Source organism: Trichlorobacter sp., from assembly GCF_034008105.1.
Taxonomy (GTDB): Bacteria; Desulfobacterota; Desulfuromonadia; order Geobacterales; family Pseudopelobacteraceae; genus Trichlorobacter.
Window position 1 is genome coordinate 88,548 of record NZ_JAVEPN010000008.1, and the last position, 15,319, is coordinate 103,866.

The window sequence follows — 15,319 nt, forward strand, 5'->3', positions numbered from 1 at the left end:
TTGAGGCGGTGTTCGGCTAGTATTCATAGCTTATGAAACCCTTAACCAGACAGATTCATGTTGGGCCGGTGGCAATAGGCGGCGGAGCTCCCTGCGCTGTACAGTCGATGTGTTCCACCGACACGCGTGATGTGGCGGCAACCTTGGCTCAGATCAACGCCTTGGCCGTTGCCGGCTGTGAGATTGTACGCTGTGCCGTTCCCGATGGTGAGGCGGCAGAAGCCCTGGCAACCATCAAGGCCCAAAGCCCGATTCCGGTGATTGCCGACATACACTTCGACTACAAGCTGGCCTTGCGGGTGCTGGACGGCGGCATTGACGGCCTGCGGCTTAACCCCGGCAACATTGGCGAGTACTGGAAGGTGGCCGAAGTAGTAAAGAGCGCTGCCGAGCGTAAGGTGCCGATCCGGATCGGCGTCAACGCCGGTTCTCTGGAAAAACAGTTGCTGGAGAAGTACGGTCATCCGACGGCTGAGGCGATGGTAGAATCGGCACTGGGACATGTGCGGATACTGGAAGATCTGAACTACCGGGAGATAAAGATCTCGCTCAAGGCCTCCGACGTACCCAAGACCGTGGCAGCTTATCGACTGCTGTCGCAGCAGGTTGAGTATCCGCTGCATATCGGCATCACCGAGGCAGGCACCATCTTCTCCGGCACCATCAAGTCATCGGTGGGGTTAGGTATCCTGCTGTACGACGGTATCGGTGACACGCTGCGAGTATCCTTGACCGGCGACCCCGTGGACGAGGTGCGGGTCGGCTTTGAGATTTTGAAATCACTGGGACTGCGACAGCGGGGGGTCAATTTTGTTTCCTGCCCCACCTGCGGCCGTTGTCAGATCAACCTGATCCGGGTGGCCGAAGAGGTGGAGCGTCGTCTGCAATCGGTGGACAAGGCGATCACTGTGGCGGTGATGGGCTGTGCCGTCAACGGCCCTGGTGAGGCCCGTGAAGCCGACGTTGGTGTAGCTGGCGGCAAGGGGGAAGGGCTGATCTTCCGTAAGGGAGAAGTGGTCCGCAAAGTTGCTGAGGCTGAATTGGCCGATGCACTGCTGGAAGAAATCAACCGCCTGTAATCATGGAGGAAAAGTCTATGCGTAGTTTGATCGTTGACGACGATGAAATGGGTCGAATGATGCTGGCCACGCTGTTGGAAGAGTTTGGCCCCTGTGATCAGGCCGAAAACGGCAAAGAGGCTTTAGCATTGCTCGACAACGCGGTGGCTGCAAGCACCCCCTACGAACTGATCTGCCTCGATATCATCATGCCGGTTATGGATGGCACCGAGACCCTGCGCCAAATTCGGGAGCGTGATCAAAAGCGGGGCGGCCGCACCAAGGTCTTCATGATTTCAGCGTGCAACTCGCCGCAGGATATTGAAAACGCCTTTTTCGAAGGGGATTGTGACGATTATGTTGTCAAGCCGTTTCGTCGCGAGGCGGTCACTCAGATGCTCAGTCGTTACAAATTGATATGATACGGAGTTATTGCAATGCGTTATAGCAGTTTTTTTATTCCAACTCTTAAGGAAACTCCGTCCGATGCAGAGGTTGTATCACACCAACTCATGATGCGGGCTGGCATGATCCGCAAGATTGCTGCTGGTATCTATACCTATATGCCGCTGGGACTGCGCTCGATTCGCAAGTTTGAGCAGATCGTGCGGGAGGAGATGAACCGGGCCGGCGCCATTGAGCTGCTGATGCCTGGCGTACAGCCGGCCGAGCTGTGGATCGAATCCAAACGCTGGGCACAGTACGGCAAGGAGTTGTTGCGTTTCAAAGACCGTAAGGACAACGAATTCTGTCTGGGACCAACCCATGAAGAGGTGATCACCGACATTGCCCGGCGTGAGGTCAAGAGCTACCGCCAGATGCCGGTCAACTTCTACCAGATACAGACCAAGTTCCGCGACGAGATCCGTCCACGCTTTGGCCTGATGCGTGGCCGTGAGTTCATCATGAAGGATGCCTATTCCTTTGATGTGGATTCCGCTGCGGCTGATCTCTCCTACGACAAGATGTATCAGGCCTACAACCGAATTTTTGAACGCTGCGGCCTCAACTTTAGGGCCGTTGAGGCCGACACCGGCTCCATTGGCGGTTCAACCTCCCACGAATTTATGGTGCTGGCCTCTTCCGGCGAGGACGCCATTGTTTCCTGTAATGCTTGCCGCTATGCCGCCAACGTGGAAAAGGCCGAAGGCGTGCCGCTGCCGCAGAGCGGAGCAGGCCAGCAGGTGCTGACCAAGCTGCATACCCCCGACAAAAAAACCATTGCCGAGGTGGCAGAATTCCTGAATCTGCCCCCGGCAACGCTGGTCAAGACCCTGATCTGCTCCAACGGTGAAGGACAGTTCGTGATGGCGCTGGTGCAGGGCGACCACGAGCTGAATGAGCTGAAGCTGAAGAACCATTTGGGATGGGACGATATCCGGATGGCCACTGACGACGAGGTCCTGCGTTTTACCGGATCACCGCCCGGTTTCCTGGGGCCGATCGGCCTGCAGGAGGAACTGCCGATCGTGGCTGACTATGCCGTTAACGCCATGTCCGATGTGGTGGTGGGGGCCAACGAGACTGACCAACATTATTGCGGAGTAAATCAAGGGCGTGATTTTAACATCACCCGCACCGCCGACATCCGTCTGGTCGGTGCCGGTGATCCCTGTCCCCGTTGCCAGAGCGGCACCCTGGAGGTCTGGCGCGGGATCGAGGTCGGACACGTCTTTAAACTGGGCACTAAGTACTCCAGCGCCATGAACGCCTGTTATCTGGACAAAGACGGCAAGGAACAGACCATCTTCATGGGCTGTTACGGTATCGGCATTGGTCGCACCGTGGCCGCCGCCATTGAGCAGAACCACGACGAAAACGGCGTCATCTGGCCGCTAGCACTGGCACCGTTCCATTGTTCGGTAGTGGTGATCAATGCCCAGAAGGACGAGGCGGCCCTGGCCATGGGACAACAGCTGCATGACCAGTTGGAGGCTGCCGGAGTCGAGGTCTTGCTGGATGACCGCGACGAACGCCCGGGCTTCAAGTTTAAGGACCATGACCTGATCGGCATCCCGCTGCGGATCGTGGTGGGCGGCAAGAACCTGGCCGACGGCAAGGTGGAGTATAAGCAGCGGGCAGGGGGCGAAATGCTGTTGCTGACGCCGGCTGAAGCCGCCGCCCGAGTGCTGGAGGCGGTGCGCAACGCCTGCGGGGGTGTCCGATGAGCGGCATATGGGATCCCCAGCACGAGTGCATGCCACGCGAAGAACTGGAACAGCTGCAACTGGAGCGTTTGCAGGCCACGCTGAACCGGGTCTACAAGAACGTGCGCTGCTATCAGAACAAGTTCAATGAGCTGGGCATCGTGCCTGAGGATATCACCTCCCTGGCTGATCTGTCCAAGCTACCCTTTACCACCAAAGAGGATCTGCGGCTGAACTACCCCTACGGCATGTTTGCCGTGCCGCTGCGAGAAGTGGTGCGCATCCATTCCTCTTCCGGCACCACCGGCAAACCGACCGTGGTGGGCTACACCAAGAACGACCTCAAGGCCTGGTCCAACCTGGTGGCCCGCTTCATGACCGCCGCCGGCGTGACGCACGACGATGTGATCCAGATTACTTTTGGCTACGGTATGTTCACCGGCGCCTTTGGCCTGCACTATGGTGCTGAAACGATCGGCGCAGCCGTGATACCGATGGGCGGCGGCAATACTGATAAACAGCTGATGATCATGCAGGATTATAAATCCAGCGTCCTGGTGGGTACCCCCAGTTACGCCCTGACCCTGGCCGAGCGGATGGAAAAGCAGGGCATCGACCCCAAGTCCCTCTCTCTTAAGGTTGGACTGTTCGGCGGCGAACCGTGGTCCGAGGCGATGCGCAATGAGATCGAGCAGCGACTGCAGATCAGCGCTACTGATAATTATGGCCTCTCTGAAGTGATCGGCCCTGGTGTTGCTGGGGAGTGCCCCTGTAAAAACGGTATGCATATCTCGGAAGACGCCTTCATAGCCGAGATCATCGACCCTGAAACCGGTGTCGTGCTACCTCCGGGCAGCGTAGGGGAGCTAGTGCTGACCTCCCTTACCAAAGAGGCCTTTCCGATCATCCGCTACCGCACCCGCGACATCACCAGTTTAAACTACGAGCCCTGCGACTGCGGCCGCACCACGGTACGGATGAAAAAGACCATGGGTCGTAGCGATGACATGCTGATCATCAAAGGGGTCAACGTCTTCCCCTCCCAGATTGAAGAGGTGCTGTTCGCCATCGAAGGCTGCGAGCCCCACTACCAGTTGCTTGTTGATCGCCGTGGCACCAGCGACGTGCTGGAGGTCAACATTGAGGTCACCGAACATATCTTCTTTGACGAGATGAAGCGTCAACGGGCCTTTCTGGAGTTGGTTGAGAAGAGGATCGAGTCGGTGATTGGCGTCGGTATCACCGTCAAGCTGGTTGAGCCTAACAGCATCCCGCGCTTTGAAGGCAAGGCTGCCCGGGTGATCGACAAACGAAAGCTGTGATAGAGTACCTGCATTGATACAATCACAACCGCCTGGTGCAGCTACCGCTGCCAGGCGGTTTTTTGCTACGGCATCGATCTGGAGAACGATATGACCGAAACTCTACTTGCGCTACTCATAGCTGCAACCGCCACATGTTTGCTGCTGTTGGTGATCCTGTTGGTAAAACTGTCGCGGCTGGGGGCTGCACCATCCCCGTTGGAAGCCCGCCTTGAGGCGTTGGAGCGGTTGTTGGAGCGTAATGAGCGCACCCAGCGCGAAGAGTTGGCCCGCGGACGGGAGGAGGCACAGGCCATAGGCCGACAGGGGCGCGAGGAATCGCTGAATGCCGTCAAGGTATTGGGGGACGGACTGCTGCAACGGATGAGTGAACTGGCCGGCCTGCAGAAGAACCAGCTGGAGCTGTTTGGCGATCAATTGAAGACCCTGACCAGCACCAACGATGCCCGGATGGAGAAACTGCGCGAAACACTCCAGAGCCGTCTCCAATCCATTCAGGAAGACAATGCCAAGCAACTTGAACAAATGCGGGCCACCGTAGATGAGAAGCTGCACGCCACACTGGAAAAAAGGCTGGGTGAATCGTTCAAACTGGTCAGCGAACGGCTGGAGCAGGTCCAGAAAGGGTTGGGAGAAATGCAGTCCCTAGCCAATGGGGTAGGGGATTTAAAACGGGTGCTGACCAACGTCAAGACCCGCGGCACCTTTGGCGAGGTGCAGCTGGCTTCACTACTGGAACAGATTCTGGCTCCAGGCCAGTTTGAAACCAACGTCGAGACCCGCAGCGGCAGCAACCAGCGGGTGGAGTTTGCCGTCAAGCTGCCGGGACGCGATGGACAAGAGGGCAGTGCCGTCTTTCTGCCCCTAGATGCCAAGTTTCCACAAGAAGATTATTTGCGGTTGGTAGAGGCACAGGAGCGGGCCGATGTCGCTGCGGCAGAAGAGGCTGGCAAATTGCTTGAGCGAGCCATCAAGACTGCAGCAGGGGATATACGCGACAAGTATCTCGACCCTCCTCACACCACCGATTTCGGCGTGATGTTTCTGCCTACCGAGGGGCTGTACGCCGAGGTGCTGCGTCGCCCCGGCCTGTTCGAATCATTGCAGCGGGAGTTTAAGGTGATGGCAGCCGGTCCCACCACCCTGGCAGCACTGTTAAACAGTTTACAACTTGGCTTTCGCACCTTGGCGATTGAGAAGCGTACGGCCGAGGTATGGAACCTGCTGGGGGCAGTACGCACCGAGTTCGGCAAATTCAGCGACATCCTGGACAAAACCCGCAAAAAACTGCAAGAGGCCGGCAATCATATTGAAACCGCCGCCACCCGCACCCGCCAGATGGAGCGCAAGTTGAAAAATGTGCAGGCACTGCCCAGCGGTGAGGCGCAGGGACTCTTGGAGTTGGCGGATGAGGGCGACGATGTCTGAGCGCAAAGGGATTCTCAAGGCTGCCGGTATCCTAGGGTCAGCTACCATCCTCTCCCGCGTTATGGGTATGGTGCGGGATATGGTTACCTCGCGGCTATTCGGTGCCGGGATGGCCACCGATGCCTTTTTTGCCGCCTTTCAGATTCCCAATCTGTTGCGGCGCTTCTTCGCCGAAGGGGCGCTTACCGCCGCCTTTGTGCCGACTTTTTCCGAGACCCTCGTCCAGGAAGGGGAAGAAAAAGCCCGTGAACTGGCCAATCTCTGTTTTACCCTGTTAACGATAGTGATCGGCCTGGTGACCGCCCTGGGCATCGTATGCTCGCCGCTGGTCGTTCAGCTGATGTTCCCCGGCTTCAGCACCACCCCCGGCAAATTCGAACTGACTGTGCTGCTAAACCGGGTGATGTTTCCCTATCTGTTCTTTATCGCGCTGGTGGCGTTGTGCATGGGCATCCTCAACACCCTGCGACACTTCTTCACACCAGCCATCTCCACCGTCTTCCTGAATATTGCCATGATCGTCTGTGCCCTGGCGCTGCGACCGCTCTACCAGTATCCGATAACGGCCCTGGCGGTAGGGGTACTGGTGGGGGGGCTGATACAGCTGGCCCTGCAACTGCCGGTGCTGTGGCGGATGGGCTATCCGATCAAGCCGCACTTCGGATTCAACCACCCCAAACTTAAAAAGATCGCCCTGCTTATGCTGCCGGCCACACTGGGGGTAGGGGTCTACTACCTGAATATCACTGTTGGCAACATACTGGCCTCGCTGCTGCCGCAAGGCAGCGTTTCTTATCTTTATTATGCCCAGCGCCTGTTCGAGTTTCCGCAGGGGGTTTTCACCGTTTCGGTGGCCCAGGCGGTGTTGCCTACCATGAGCCGCCAGGCGGCTGAGGGCGACCTGGGCTCTATGAAAGACTCCCTTAATTACGGAGTCCGCTTGACACTGTTTATAACCATCCCCTCCTTGGTAGGGCTGATGGTCTGTGCAGAGCCGCTGATGACGCTGTTGTTTATGGGTGGGCAGTTCGATCACACCATGGCGCTGCAATCCGCCAAGGCGCTGATCTACTATTCGCTGGGCCTGTCCTGCGTCGCCCTGGTGCGGGTGCTGGCTCCGGCCTTCTACGCCCTGCAAGACACCAAAACACCAGTGGCCACCGCCTTCATAGCCTTTCTGCTCAACCTGGTCTTTAGTCTCTGGCTGATGGGGCCGCTCTTGCATGGCGGTCTGGCGCTGGCCTCTTCGCTGTCTGCCCTGGTCAATATGTCGCTTCTGTTCTGGTTACTGCGTCGCAAGACAGGTCTGCTGGGTGGACGCCGGATGCTGCGCACGGCGCTTTCCGCGTTGGTTGGGGCATTACTGGCTGGTACAGTCGCCTGGTGGGCAATCGGTCTGGTAGATTGGTCTCTGGATGGGCAGAAACTTGTGAAGGCAGGCGGACTTGCTCTGGCGGTGCTGCTTGCCGTTGGTTGTTACAGCGTGGTGATGTACCTGCTCAGGTCAGAAGAAATGCTGGAATTCGGAGCTATCCTCAAGCGCAGGCTTGGCAGAGGTTAGCATGATCTATCAGACCTTTTTCCAGACTCCCTATGGGGTGGGCCTAGTGGCTGCCACCGAGATCGGTATATGCCGCCTGGAATTGCCACCGTTTAAAGATGGAGGCACCACCGGGGACTGCAACAGTTCAGCACTCACCCGCAGGGCAGCTGAGCTGCTGGAGTGCTATTTCAATCATACACCGATCAACTTTGCGCAACTTCCGGTTGATCTGCATGGTCGTACCGGGTTTCAGCAGCAGATACTTAGGCTTGCCATGCAGATCCCCTACGGTCAGATTGTCAGTTACGGCTGTCTCGCGAAGCTGGCGGGTTACCCTGGGGCAGCGCGTGCGGTTGGTGGTGCCATGGCGGCCAACCCAATCCCGATCATCATCCCTTGTCACCGGGTAGTCGCAACATCGGGTGCCTTAACCGGCTACAGTGGACCAGGTGGCATAGCAATGAAAAAAATCCTATTGTCCCTGGAAGGTATTGAATTCATGGGCAAGAAAACTGCTTCCAAAATCGACTGTTTTACACAGGAACTTTTAATCCAAAAATAATTTATTTTCCTTGACACAACTTTAGCTGCAGAAGTTGCTGTAATCAGGCACCAAGGCCGTAACCAGCTGTTTTTTCAATATAAAATAAGTGATTAAAAAATAGGCAATGGGAAAAAATCGTTTGTAAGCGTGTTGCTTTTCCGATTCATCCACACCGTTATCAACAGCTTGTCCACAGATTGTGTGGATAAGGATTTAACCCGCTGGAATTGCATGAAGCGGGTGATTACATGAGAAAAGTCATATATTACGTTCCTTGCGTTTAGCCTCTTCCCACAAAGCATCCATTTGATCCAATCCAGCGTCCTGAAGATTGATACCCTTGGTGTGAAGTTGCTCCTCAACATACCCAAAACGGCTCTGGAACCGGTTGATCGTCTTGCGTAACGCCTCCTCGGTGTCCAGGGCCAGGAAACGCCCCAGGTTGGCTATGGCAAACAACAGGTCGCCCAGCTCTGCTTCGGTATGTTCCTGGTTGCCGCTGGCCAATGCCTCCTCAAACTCATGCAGCTCTTCCATCACCTTAGCCATCACCTGATCCACATGCTCCCAGTCAAAACCGACCCGTGAGGCCTTTTCCGTGATCTTCTGGGCCTTGAGCAAGGCGGGTAGGTGGGGTGGCACTCCAGCCAATGCCGAGCGCCGTTCCTCGCCTTTTTCCTCTTTTTTGATCTTTTCCCAGTTTTCAATCTGGGCCTGACTGTCGGTAATCTCAAGATCACCAAAGACATGCGGATGGCGACGGATCAATTTGTCAGCCAGCGTATCCAGCACATCATCCATGGTAAAACTGCCGCGTTCCTCGGCGATGGCGGCATGAAACACCGGCTGCAGCAACAGGTCGCCCAGCTCCTCCTTCAGGTGTTCGTCAGAACCGCTATCAACGGCCTCAAGCACCTCGTAAGCCTCTTCAATCAGATAGCGTTTGAGGGACTCATGGGTTTGTTCAGCATCCCAGGGGCAGCCACCCGGTGCGCGTAGGCGACGCATAATGGATATAATCTGGTCAAAGCGATTTGTACGGTCATCAGACATGCGAAAAACTCCTCGATTAGCACTAGTGAAAAGTCGTACCAGCAAAGGTTTTGTGTTTCCTTAGACACCTGTTTGGAGTAGCATACACCCACCTATGCAGAAGCGAAAGCATCTACACCTGCCCTTCAGGCGCAAACTGATCTTAAGCTTCGTCATCAACGGCGCCTGTATGCTGGCGGCTTTAGTGTATGCCATTGCCGGCCTCACCACCATGCACCGCACGGTGGGTGATATTGCCCACAATGACCTCGCTGCCGCTACAGCGACTATTACATTACGCGACGGCATGCTGGCCCAGGAACGAACCGCTCGCAGATTCATGATCCTCGGCCAAGCTGAACTGATTGAGGTGCATGCTCGTCAGGCTGAAGTTTTCAAAAAGTCGATCAACCTGCTCAAGGAGCGGACCCAACTCAGCACTCTGCCGCATCTCATCGCCAGTCATGACGCCTATCTCGCCTTAACCGTCAAACTCTTCAATGAAAAATCAGTGCGTGAGTCTGCACTCAAATCAGCTGCTGTTACGGTGGAGACGGCCATCGAACGCCTCCGCGCTGAACAGCAACAGATCCTGGAACAAAAGCTGATGGCTGCAAAATCAAAGGAGGCCCAAACCTCTGCCTGGGCACTTGTCCTGGCGTTCAGCGGTGTCGCATTGTCGGTGGTGGTTGCTGTCGTGCTTGTGTATACTTTTTCCACGTCAATCAACAAACTACAGCAGGCAACGCACCGTATTGCTGCCGGTGATTTCGAGCACGACCCCCAGATTCCTGCCGGTGATGAGATCGGCACCCTGGCCCAGGATTTCATGCGGATGGGGCAACGGCTGAAGGAGCTCGAGCAGATCAGCCTTGATGCCAGCCCACTGACCAGATTGCCGGGCAACATAGCTATTGAGCGTTCCATCACCAAACGTCTACGGGAACAGCAACCCTTTGCCATGTGTTACCTCGATCTGGATAACTTCAAGTCATACAATGATCACTATGGTTACATCAAAGCCAGCGAACTGATCAAGGAGGCCGGTTATCTAATCCATACTGTGGTTGAGGGCTTGGGAGATCCTGAAGCGTTTGTGGGGCATATCGGCGGTGACGACTTTGTGGTTATTATCAACCATATGCTTGCCAAGACCGCCTGCCAGACCATTATCCGGGATTTCGACGCCATGATACCGCGCTATTATTCGGAACATGACCGGGCAGCCGGATTTATTGAAGGGGTTGACCGCTATGGCGTTGCCCGTCGTTTCCCGCTGGTGACCATCTCGATTGCGGTCCTGAACTGTCAGCCTGGTAAATATAGCACGGCAGCCGAGATCGCCACGGCAGCCGCCGAAGTCAAGGACCGGGTCAAGGAATCATCGGGCAGTAACTACATCATCGTGCGGGAGGCAGGCAGTGGTTAAGCTGACTCGACGGCAGTTACAAACAGTTTTAACCGTATCTTCACTGTTTTTAGCCGGCTGTACGGGACTGGGCTGGCAAAACCGTCAGGAACAACAACTCAGCGCCAGCCTTGAGATGCTCAAGGCGGGGGAGGTACGGCGTTCCCATGATCTGCTTGAAGATGTGGTCAATGCACCAGCAGTCAGCGGAGTAACGGACGAGGCGATCTTCAGGCTATCCTTGCTGCTGATCACCGAAGAAGTGGGTCCCAAGAGTGCGCCGCGTGCTCAGGCGCTACTGGAGCGGTTGCGTAAAGAACACCCCCAAAGTAGCTGGACGCCGCAGGCCAATCTGCTGCTTGCCTGGCTGACCAGCCCCAAAGGGGGGCGTGATCGTGACCGGGAACAGATTACACACCTGCTGCGTGAAAACAGGGAATTAATACGTGAAAACAGAGAGTTGCGTCAAAACATCGAACGTTTGAAAGACCTTGATCTAGAAATGGAGAAGAAGCGGAAGCGATAATCCGGCTTACCCTTTTCGGCCCTGCCCCTGCTTGTCCCCTCCAAGGTATTCCTGCAAAAACGCCCCTTTGTAGGCCATAAAGCGGTTGTCGGCAATGGCCTGCCGTATCTCCGCCATCATGGTCAAGTAAAAGCTGATGTTGTGGATGGCCGACAGCACGGCCGACAGCACTTCATTGGCCACGAACAGGTGATGCAGGTAGGCCCGACTGAAGGTGCGGCAGGTATAGCAGGAACATGAGGGATCAATCGGATAAAAATCCCGCTTGTAATTCTTGTTGGTCAGACGGATTTTGCCCCGCCGGGTGAACAGGGTAGCGCTGCGGGCATAGCGGGTGGGAATCACGCAGTCGAACATATCCATACCCCGCTCAACGCTCTCCAGGATATCCTCCGGCAGGCCGACCCCCATCAGGTAGCGCGGCTTATGTTCAGGAAGATGGGGCGCAGTCCAGCCCACCACCTTTTTCAGCAGCTCCAGCCCCTCGCCCACCGAGACCCCGCCGATGGCGTAGCCTGGCAGATCCAGTTTGCCCATCTCACGGGCGCACATCATGCGCAGATCTTCATACACGCTGCCCTGCACAATGCCAAACAGGGCCTGATCCGGACTGGTCCAGGCCTTCTGGCATTCCTTCAGCCAGCGGATGGTCTTTTTGGTGGACTGCTCGGCGTACTTTTTGTCGCAGGGGTAGGGGATGCACTCGTCAAAGGCCATCATGATGTCCGACCCCAGATCCTGCTGGATGCGGATCGCAGCGGCCGGGTCAAGATAGATCTCTTCACCGGTCAGCTCATGCTTAAAAAAAACGCCATCTTCAGTGATCCGCTTTTTTGGCAGAGAAAAGACCTGAAAACCGCCTGAATCGGTCAGAATAGGCTTGTCCCAGGCCATAAAACGGTGCAGGCCGCCTGCCTTTTGTACCAAGCCCTCCCCCGGCTGCAGGTGCAGGTGATAGGTGTTGGAAAGGATGATCTTGGCGCCGGTTTCCTCAATCTGCACCGGAGTCAGCGGCTTCATGGCCCCGTGGGTAGCCACCGGCATGAATATCGGGGTAGGAATTTCGCCACGACTGGTGGTCAGCATACCCAAGCGGGCCGCTGATGAACGGTCTTTATGCAGTAAACTGAATTGCAGCATGGTTTACAACTCCTCGGGCCGGAAGGCCACCACGTCATCAATCGAATCCAACCCGGCAACCAGCATTACCAGTCGATCAACCCCCAGGGCGATGCCGGCCGAAGGGGGCATGACCGACAGCTCATTCAGAAAACGCTCAGGCAACGGAAGTGTTGAGCGACCAGCCGCAGCTCTCCTGCGATTGGTCTCCACAAAGCGTGCCCGCTGTTCCTGGGGGTTGTTCAGTTCGCTGAAACCGTTGGCCAGCTCCAGACCAGCCAGATACAACTCAAAGCGCTCCGCAAAGCGAGGATCATCAACCTTAGTTCGCGACAAGGCGGCCAGTTGAGCCGGATAGTCGGTCATGATGACCGGCACCGGAATATTCTCCAGAGCAGGCTCAATTCGCGACACCAGCAATTCGTCAAAGAGGTCGTTTTCGGCGCTGGCCAGGGCATCGGCCTGCGCAAAACGCAAAAATGCCTCCTGGACGCTGACATTCTCCCATTCTGGCTTTGGGTCAATTTTTTTACTGAAACGGGTGAAATTGCCGTCTGCGGTACACTGTTGCGCCACCTGACGCAACAGACTGATACAATCATCCATCAGGTCATGATAATCAGCATCGGCTCGATACCATTCCAGCATGGTGAACTCCGATAGATGACGAGAACCCCGTTCGTCGGCGCGCCAACAGTGACTGATCTGGAAGATCCTTTGATGCCCCCGACAAAGCAGGCGTTTCATGCAGATTTCGGGAGAGGTTTGCAGCTGCCAGGAGGGCAGGGCAGCTATCGGATCAATATAGTCTTCAGGTGCATTGGCCGGAATAAGAAGAGGGGTCTCCACTTCGAGAAACCCCCGCTTCACAAAAAACTGACGTATGGCCTGCACCACCTGAGCCCGGAGTATCAGGGCCGAGTGCATCATGCTAGCCTTTCACGCGGGTCGAGTATTCGCCGGTACGGGTGTCGATCACGATCAGCTCGTTCTCTTCGATGAAAGGCGGTACCCGCAGTACGTAACCGGTCTCCAGGGTGGCCGGCTTGGAATCACTGCCGGAGGTGTCGCCCTTAAGCCAGGGGTCGGTCTGAACAACCCGCAGGTTCACAAAGTTGGGCAGGGTAACACCGATCGGCTTTTCACCGAACAGCAGCACCGACACCTTGGTGTTTTCCAGCAGAAAGTTCTTGGAGTCGCCCACGGTCTCTTCCTCCATCACCACCTGCTCATAGGACTGCTGGTCCATAAAGGTATAGTGAGTACCCTCCTTATAGAGATACTCCATGTCCCGTTCATCCATACTAGCCGGCTCGAAGTTTTCACCGGAGCGATAGGTGCGATCAAGGGTTACCCCGTTGATCATGTTTTTCATCTTGCACTTGTACAGTGCCTGGCCCTTGCCGGGTTTAACAAAATCAAAGGCGGTCACCAGATAGGGGTCACCATCAATGATCAGCTTGGTGCCTTTTTTCAAATCAGCAACAGACAGCATACAATCTCCTTAAAATCAAATAGTTAAGAACAAAAAACTCATGCACTACAGGAACTGTCAGGCATGAGTTTTAAAGTATGTCAAACTGTATGTGCTACTTGGCGCGATAGGTGATCCGGCCACGACTCAGGTCGTAGGGAGAGAGCTCCACCGTGACCTTGTCGCCAGGCAGGATCTTGATGAAGTACTTACGCATCTTGCCGGAGATGTGAGCCAGAACAACATGATCATTCTCAAGCTTAACCCGGAACATCGCATTGGGCAGCGGCTCGATCACCGTGCCTTCAACTTCAATCGCTTCTTCTTTGCTCATGCAGCAGCAAGCTCCTTTTTCAACAAATTCGACAACGTGCAACAGTACCTACATTCAGCATGTTTTGCAAGTTTTATCGATAACCACCCCTATAGCGCCCATAAGATATATTATGTAAAGTACGCTATGTATCTCTAAATAAGGTATTGTTTGTCTGCACACCCCTACTGATATTGGATATAGAGCGGCTTGGGATTAAGCTTGAGAACATCCTGGGGCAGCATCAACGGATCGCCCTTCTTGGTGTCGTTGTGATAGAACAACTTGAAGCCCGTAAACTGAACCGGCTCGGCGACAATGTAATCCTTGTACGAATCACGCTTCAGCCACGGCGCCCCCCAACCGTCCATATGCATCACCACCTGCACCTCGGGCCGCAACACAATCTTGTCGGCGTTGGTCACACCATTACGGGTAAAACGATGCACCACCAACACCTTGGGCGGCAGTTGATACTTATTCACCAGCTCCTTCAGATAGCCGCTGGCATAATTGATATCAGCAGCGTCATAGGTGCCGATCTTTTTGCCTGGCTTGGCCAGGCTGCTGATCAGGTTAAATTCAGGGTCAATACCGAGATGCACATCCGGGTTTTTGAGGATATGTTCAAAACGCGGCAGTACGGCCCTGATGTCGTCATGGCCGGTCTGGATATCGATAAACAGGATTGCCCCGATCTCCTTGGCCCAGCCATAGACCTGATTAACGATCTCATCCGGCATGACCATCCGATATTTACCTGATTTACCCGGTTCACCCTGGGCCACCACCGCTATCAGGTGCAAGGCCGGCTGCACCGGAGTTGCCGGGTCAGCCTTTTCCCACTTGGCAACCTCAGCTTTCAGCCGCCGCAGCATCTCGTCCTTGGGAAACTCACCCAGTGCTCCCATCCGCTTTGAAAGCGGGTTGCCATAGTAGGCCACAATCCGCTTCTGGGGCAGGATCGCCCCCGGCAACGGTGCGGGATGCTTTTTTGGCCACCCTTTGCGGGCGGCAAACTCCGGGTCTTCACCGGAATTATACTTGATCTTCACCCTGCCCTTGGCGCTGCTGTACATCTGAAGTGGCGCCAATTCAGTGCCCAAAACCGTACTGTGGTGCTCAAAGGGTGCTATTTTTGACGATGAAGGCGACGGGAAGCCGGTTGACGACATAACTTGCTGCGCCACATTCGACGATGGCAACGATGGAGGCTTACGGTCCTGACAGCCGGCGACAAACAACATGGAGAGAAACACGACAACGAGCAGTAGCAAGGCACATTGCTTCAGCGACAGATGCGACCATTTGATGCGGTGATGCGACACGGCAAAACTCCCAACTTTGTTTTAAGATATGCACAAGAAAAGCCACAGTGCGGAGAGCACTGCGGCCGACCTGCGGA

Annotated in this window: 15 protein-coding genes; 9 read left to right on the forward strand and 6 right to left on the reverse strand. The window is 55.5% G+C overall.

Annotation, left to right across the window (positions count from 1 at the left end; all coding sequences use genetic code 11):
* Nucleotides 1–32 precede the first annotated feature (32 nt).
* From ispG to RBQ93_RS06545, 7 genes are all read left to right on the forward strand, one after another.
* The gene (gene ispG, locus RBQ93_RS06515; protein WP_320371280.1) at nucleotides 33–1,079 is read left to right on the forward strand and encodes a flavodoxin-dependent (E)-4-hydroxy-3-methylbut-2-enyl-diphosphate synthase; all 1,047 of its coding nucleotides are present in this window, start codon (nucleotides 33–35) and stop codon (nucleotides 1,077–1,079) included.
* Between the two features lie 17 nt (nucleotides 1,080–1,096).
* Nucleotides 1,097–1,480, forward strand: a complete 384-nt coding sequence (locus tag RBQ93_RS06520) for a response regulator (RefSeq protein ID WP_320371281.1) — start codon at nucleotides 1,097–1,099, stop codon at nucleotides 1,478–1,480.
* Nucleotides 1,481–1,495: 15 nt separating this feature from the next.
* Nucleotides 1,496–3,226: a proline--tRNA ligase gene (locus RBQ93_RS06525; protein WP_320371282.1), complete on the forward strand. Its 1,731-nt coding sequence runs from the start codon at nucleotides 1,496–1,498 to the stop codon at nucleotides 3,224–3,226.
* Nucleotides 3,223–4,527, forward strand: coding sequence for a phenylacetate--CoA ligase (locus RBQ93_RS06530; RefSeq protein WP_320371283.1), 1,305 nt, complete (start codon nucleotides 3,223–3,225; stop codon nucleotides 4,525–4,527). The genes RBQ93_RS06525 and RBQ93_RS06530 overlap by 4 nt, the downstream gene beginning before the upstream one ends.
* Nucleotides 4,528–4,617: 90 nt before the next feature.
* A complete protein-coding gene (rmuC, locus tag RBQ93_RS06535; protein WP_320371284.1) occupies nucleotides 4,618–5,955 on the forward strand; it encodes a DNA recombination protein RmuC in 1,338 nt (445 codons plus the stop codon).
* Nucleotides 5,948–7,516 (forward strand): murein biosynthesis integral membrane protein MurJ, encoded by a 1,569-nt coding sequence (murJ, locus tag RBQ93_RS06540; RefSeq protein ID WP_320371285.1) that lies wholly within the window; start codon nucleotides 5,948–5,950, stop codon nucleotides 7,514–7,516. The genes rmuC and murJ overlap by 8 nt, the downstream gene beginning before the upstream one ends.
* Nucleotide 7,517: 1 nt before the next feature.
* The gene (locus RBQ93_RS06545; protein ID WP_320371286.1) at nucleotides 7,518–8,060 is read left to right on the forward strand and encodes a methylated-DNA--[protein]-cysteine S-methyltransferase; all 543 of its coding nucleotides are present in this window, start codon (nucleotides 7,518–7,520) and stop codon (nucleotides 8,058–8,060) included.
* A gap of 240 nt (nucleotides 8,061–8,300) precedes the next feature.
* Here RBQ93_RS06545 and mazG read toward each other — a convergent pair whose 3' ends face one another.
* Nucleotides 8,301–9,095 (reverse strand): nucleoside triphosphate pyrophosphohydrolase, encoded by a 795-nt coding sequence (gene mazG, locus RBQ93_RS06550; protein WP_320371288.1) that lies wholly within the window; start codon nucleotides 9,093–9,095, stop codon nucleotides 8,301–8,303.
* 94 nt (nucleotides 9,096–9,189) lie between these two features.
* On the opposite strand from mazG, the gene RBQ93_RS06555 reads away from it, so the two are divergent.
* Together RBQ93_RS06555 and RBQ93_RS06560 are read left to right on the forward strand one after the other, a co-directional pair.
* Nucleotides 9,190–10,503: a diguanylate cyclase domain-containing protein gene (locus tag RBQ93_RS06555; RefSeq protein ID WP_320371290.1), complete on the forward strand. Its 1,314-nt coding sequence runs from the start codon at nucleotides 9,190–9,192 to the stop codon at nucleotides 10,501–10,503.
* Nucleotides 10,496–11,008: a hypothetical protein gene (locus RBQ93_RS06560; RefSeq protein WP_320371291.1), complete on the forward strand. Its 513-nt coding sequence runs from the start codon at nucleotides 10,496–10,498 to the stop codon at nucleotides 11,006–11,008. Before RBQ93_RS06555 ends, RBQ93_RS06560 begins: the two co-directional genes overlap by 8 nt.
* Nucleotides 11,009–11,014: 6 nt before the next feature.
* On the opposite strand, the gene tgt is transcribed toward RBQ93_RS06560, so the two are convergent.
* The 5 genes from tgt to RBQ93_RS06585 form a co-directional block, all read right to left on the reverse strand.
* Entirely contained in the window at nucleotides 11,015–12,148 is a 1,134-nt protein-coding gene (tgt, locus tag RBQ93_RS06565) for a tRNA guanosine(34) transglycosylase Tgt (RefSeq protein WP_413818362.1), read from the reverse strand.
* A gap of 3 nt (nucleotides 12,149–12,151) precedes the next feature.
* Nucleotides 12,152–13,057: an EF-P lysine aminoacylase EpmA gene (gene epmA / locus RBQ93_RS06570; protein ID WP_320371292.1), complete on the reverse strand. Its 906-nt coding sequence runs from the start codon at nucleotides 13,055–13,057 to the stop codon at nucleotides 12,152–12,154.
* 1 nt (nucleotide 13,058) lies between these two features.
* Complete coding sequence (gene efp, locus RBQ93_RS06575) at nucleotides 13,059–13,622, reverse strand: elongation factor P (protein ID WP_320371293.1); 564 nt, start codon at nucleotides 13,620–13,622, stop codon at nucleotides 13,059–13,061.
* Between the two features lie 94 nt (nucleotides 13,623–13,716).
* Nucleotides 13,717–13,935 (reverse strand): translation initiation factor IF-1, encoded by a 219-nt coding sequence (gene infA, locus RBQ93_RS06580; protein WP_149210216.1) that lies wholly within the window; start codon nucleotides 13,933–13,935, stop codon nucleotides 13,717–13,719.
* 164 nt (nucleotides 13,936–14,099) lie between these two features.
* Nucleotides 14,100–15,161 (reverse strand): hypothetical protein, encoded by a 1,062-nt coding sequence (locus RBQ93_RS06585; RefSeq protein ID WP_320371321.1) that lies wholly within the window; start codon nucleotides 15,159–15,161, stop codon nucleotides 14,100–14,102.
* Between the last annotated feature and the right edge of the window lie 158 nt (nucleotides 15,162–15,319).

Coding starts and splice junctions, on each gene's coding strand:
- ispG (WP_320371280.1), top strand. CDS start 33: ATGAAACCCTTAACCAGACAGATTCATGTTGGGCCGGTGGCAATAGGC.
- RBQ93_RS06530 (WP_320371283.1), top strand. CDS start 3,223: ATGAGCGGCATATGGGATCCCCAGCACGAGTGCATGCCACGCGAAGAA.
- infA (WP_149210216.1), bottom strand. CDS start 13,935: ATGAGCAAAGAAGAAGCGATTGAAGTTGAAGGCACGGTGATCGAGCCG.
- RBQ93_RS06520 (WP_320371281.1), top strand. CDS start 1,097: ATGCGTAGTTTGATCGTTGACGACGATGAAATGGGTCGAATGATGCTG.
- tgt (WP_413818362.1), bottom strand. CDS start 12,148: ATGCTGCAATTCAGTTTACTGCATAAAGACCGTTCATCAGCGGCCCGC.
- epmA (WP_320371292.1), bottom strand. CDS start 13,057: ATGATGCACTCGGCCCTGATACTCCGGGCTCAGGTGGTGCAGGCCATA.
- rmuC (WP_320371284.1), top strand. CDS start 4,618: ATGACCGAAACTCTACTTGCGCTACTCATAGCTGCAACCGCCACATGT.
- mazG (WP_320371288.1), bottom strand. CDS start 9,095: ATGTCTGATGACCGTACAAATCGCTTTGACCAGATTATATCCATTATG.
- RBQ93_RS06525 (WP_320371282.1), top strand. CDS start 1,496: ATGCGTTATAGCAGTTTTTTTATTCCAACTCTTAAGGAAACTCCGTCC.
- RBQ93_RS06545 (WP_320371286.1), top strand. CDS start 7,518: ATGATCTATCAGACCTTTTTCCAGACTCCCTATGGGGTGGGCCTAGTG.
- efp (WP_320371293.1), bottom strand. CDS start 13,622: ATGCTGTCTGTTGCTGATTTGAAAAAAGGCACCAAGCTGATCATTGAT.
- RBQ93_RS06555 (WP_320371290.1), top strand. CDS start 9,190: ATGCAGAAGCGAAAGCATCTACACCTGCCCTTCAGGCGCAAACTGATC.
- RBQ93_RS06585 (WP_320371321.1), bottom strand. CDS start 15,161: ATGTTGTTTGTCGCCGGCTGTCAGGACCGTAAGCCTCCATCGTTGCCA.
- murJ (WP_320371285.1), top strand. CDS start 5,948: ATGTCTGAGCGCAAAGGGATTCTCAAGGCTGCCGGTATCCTAGGGTCA.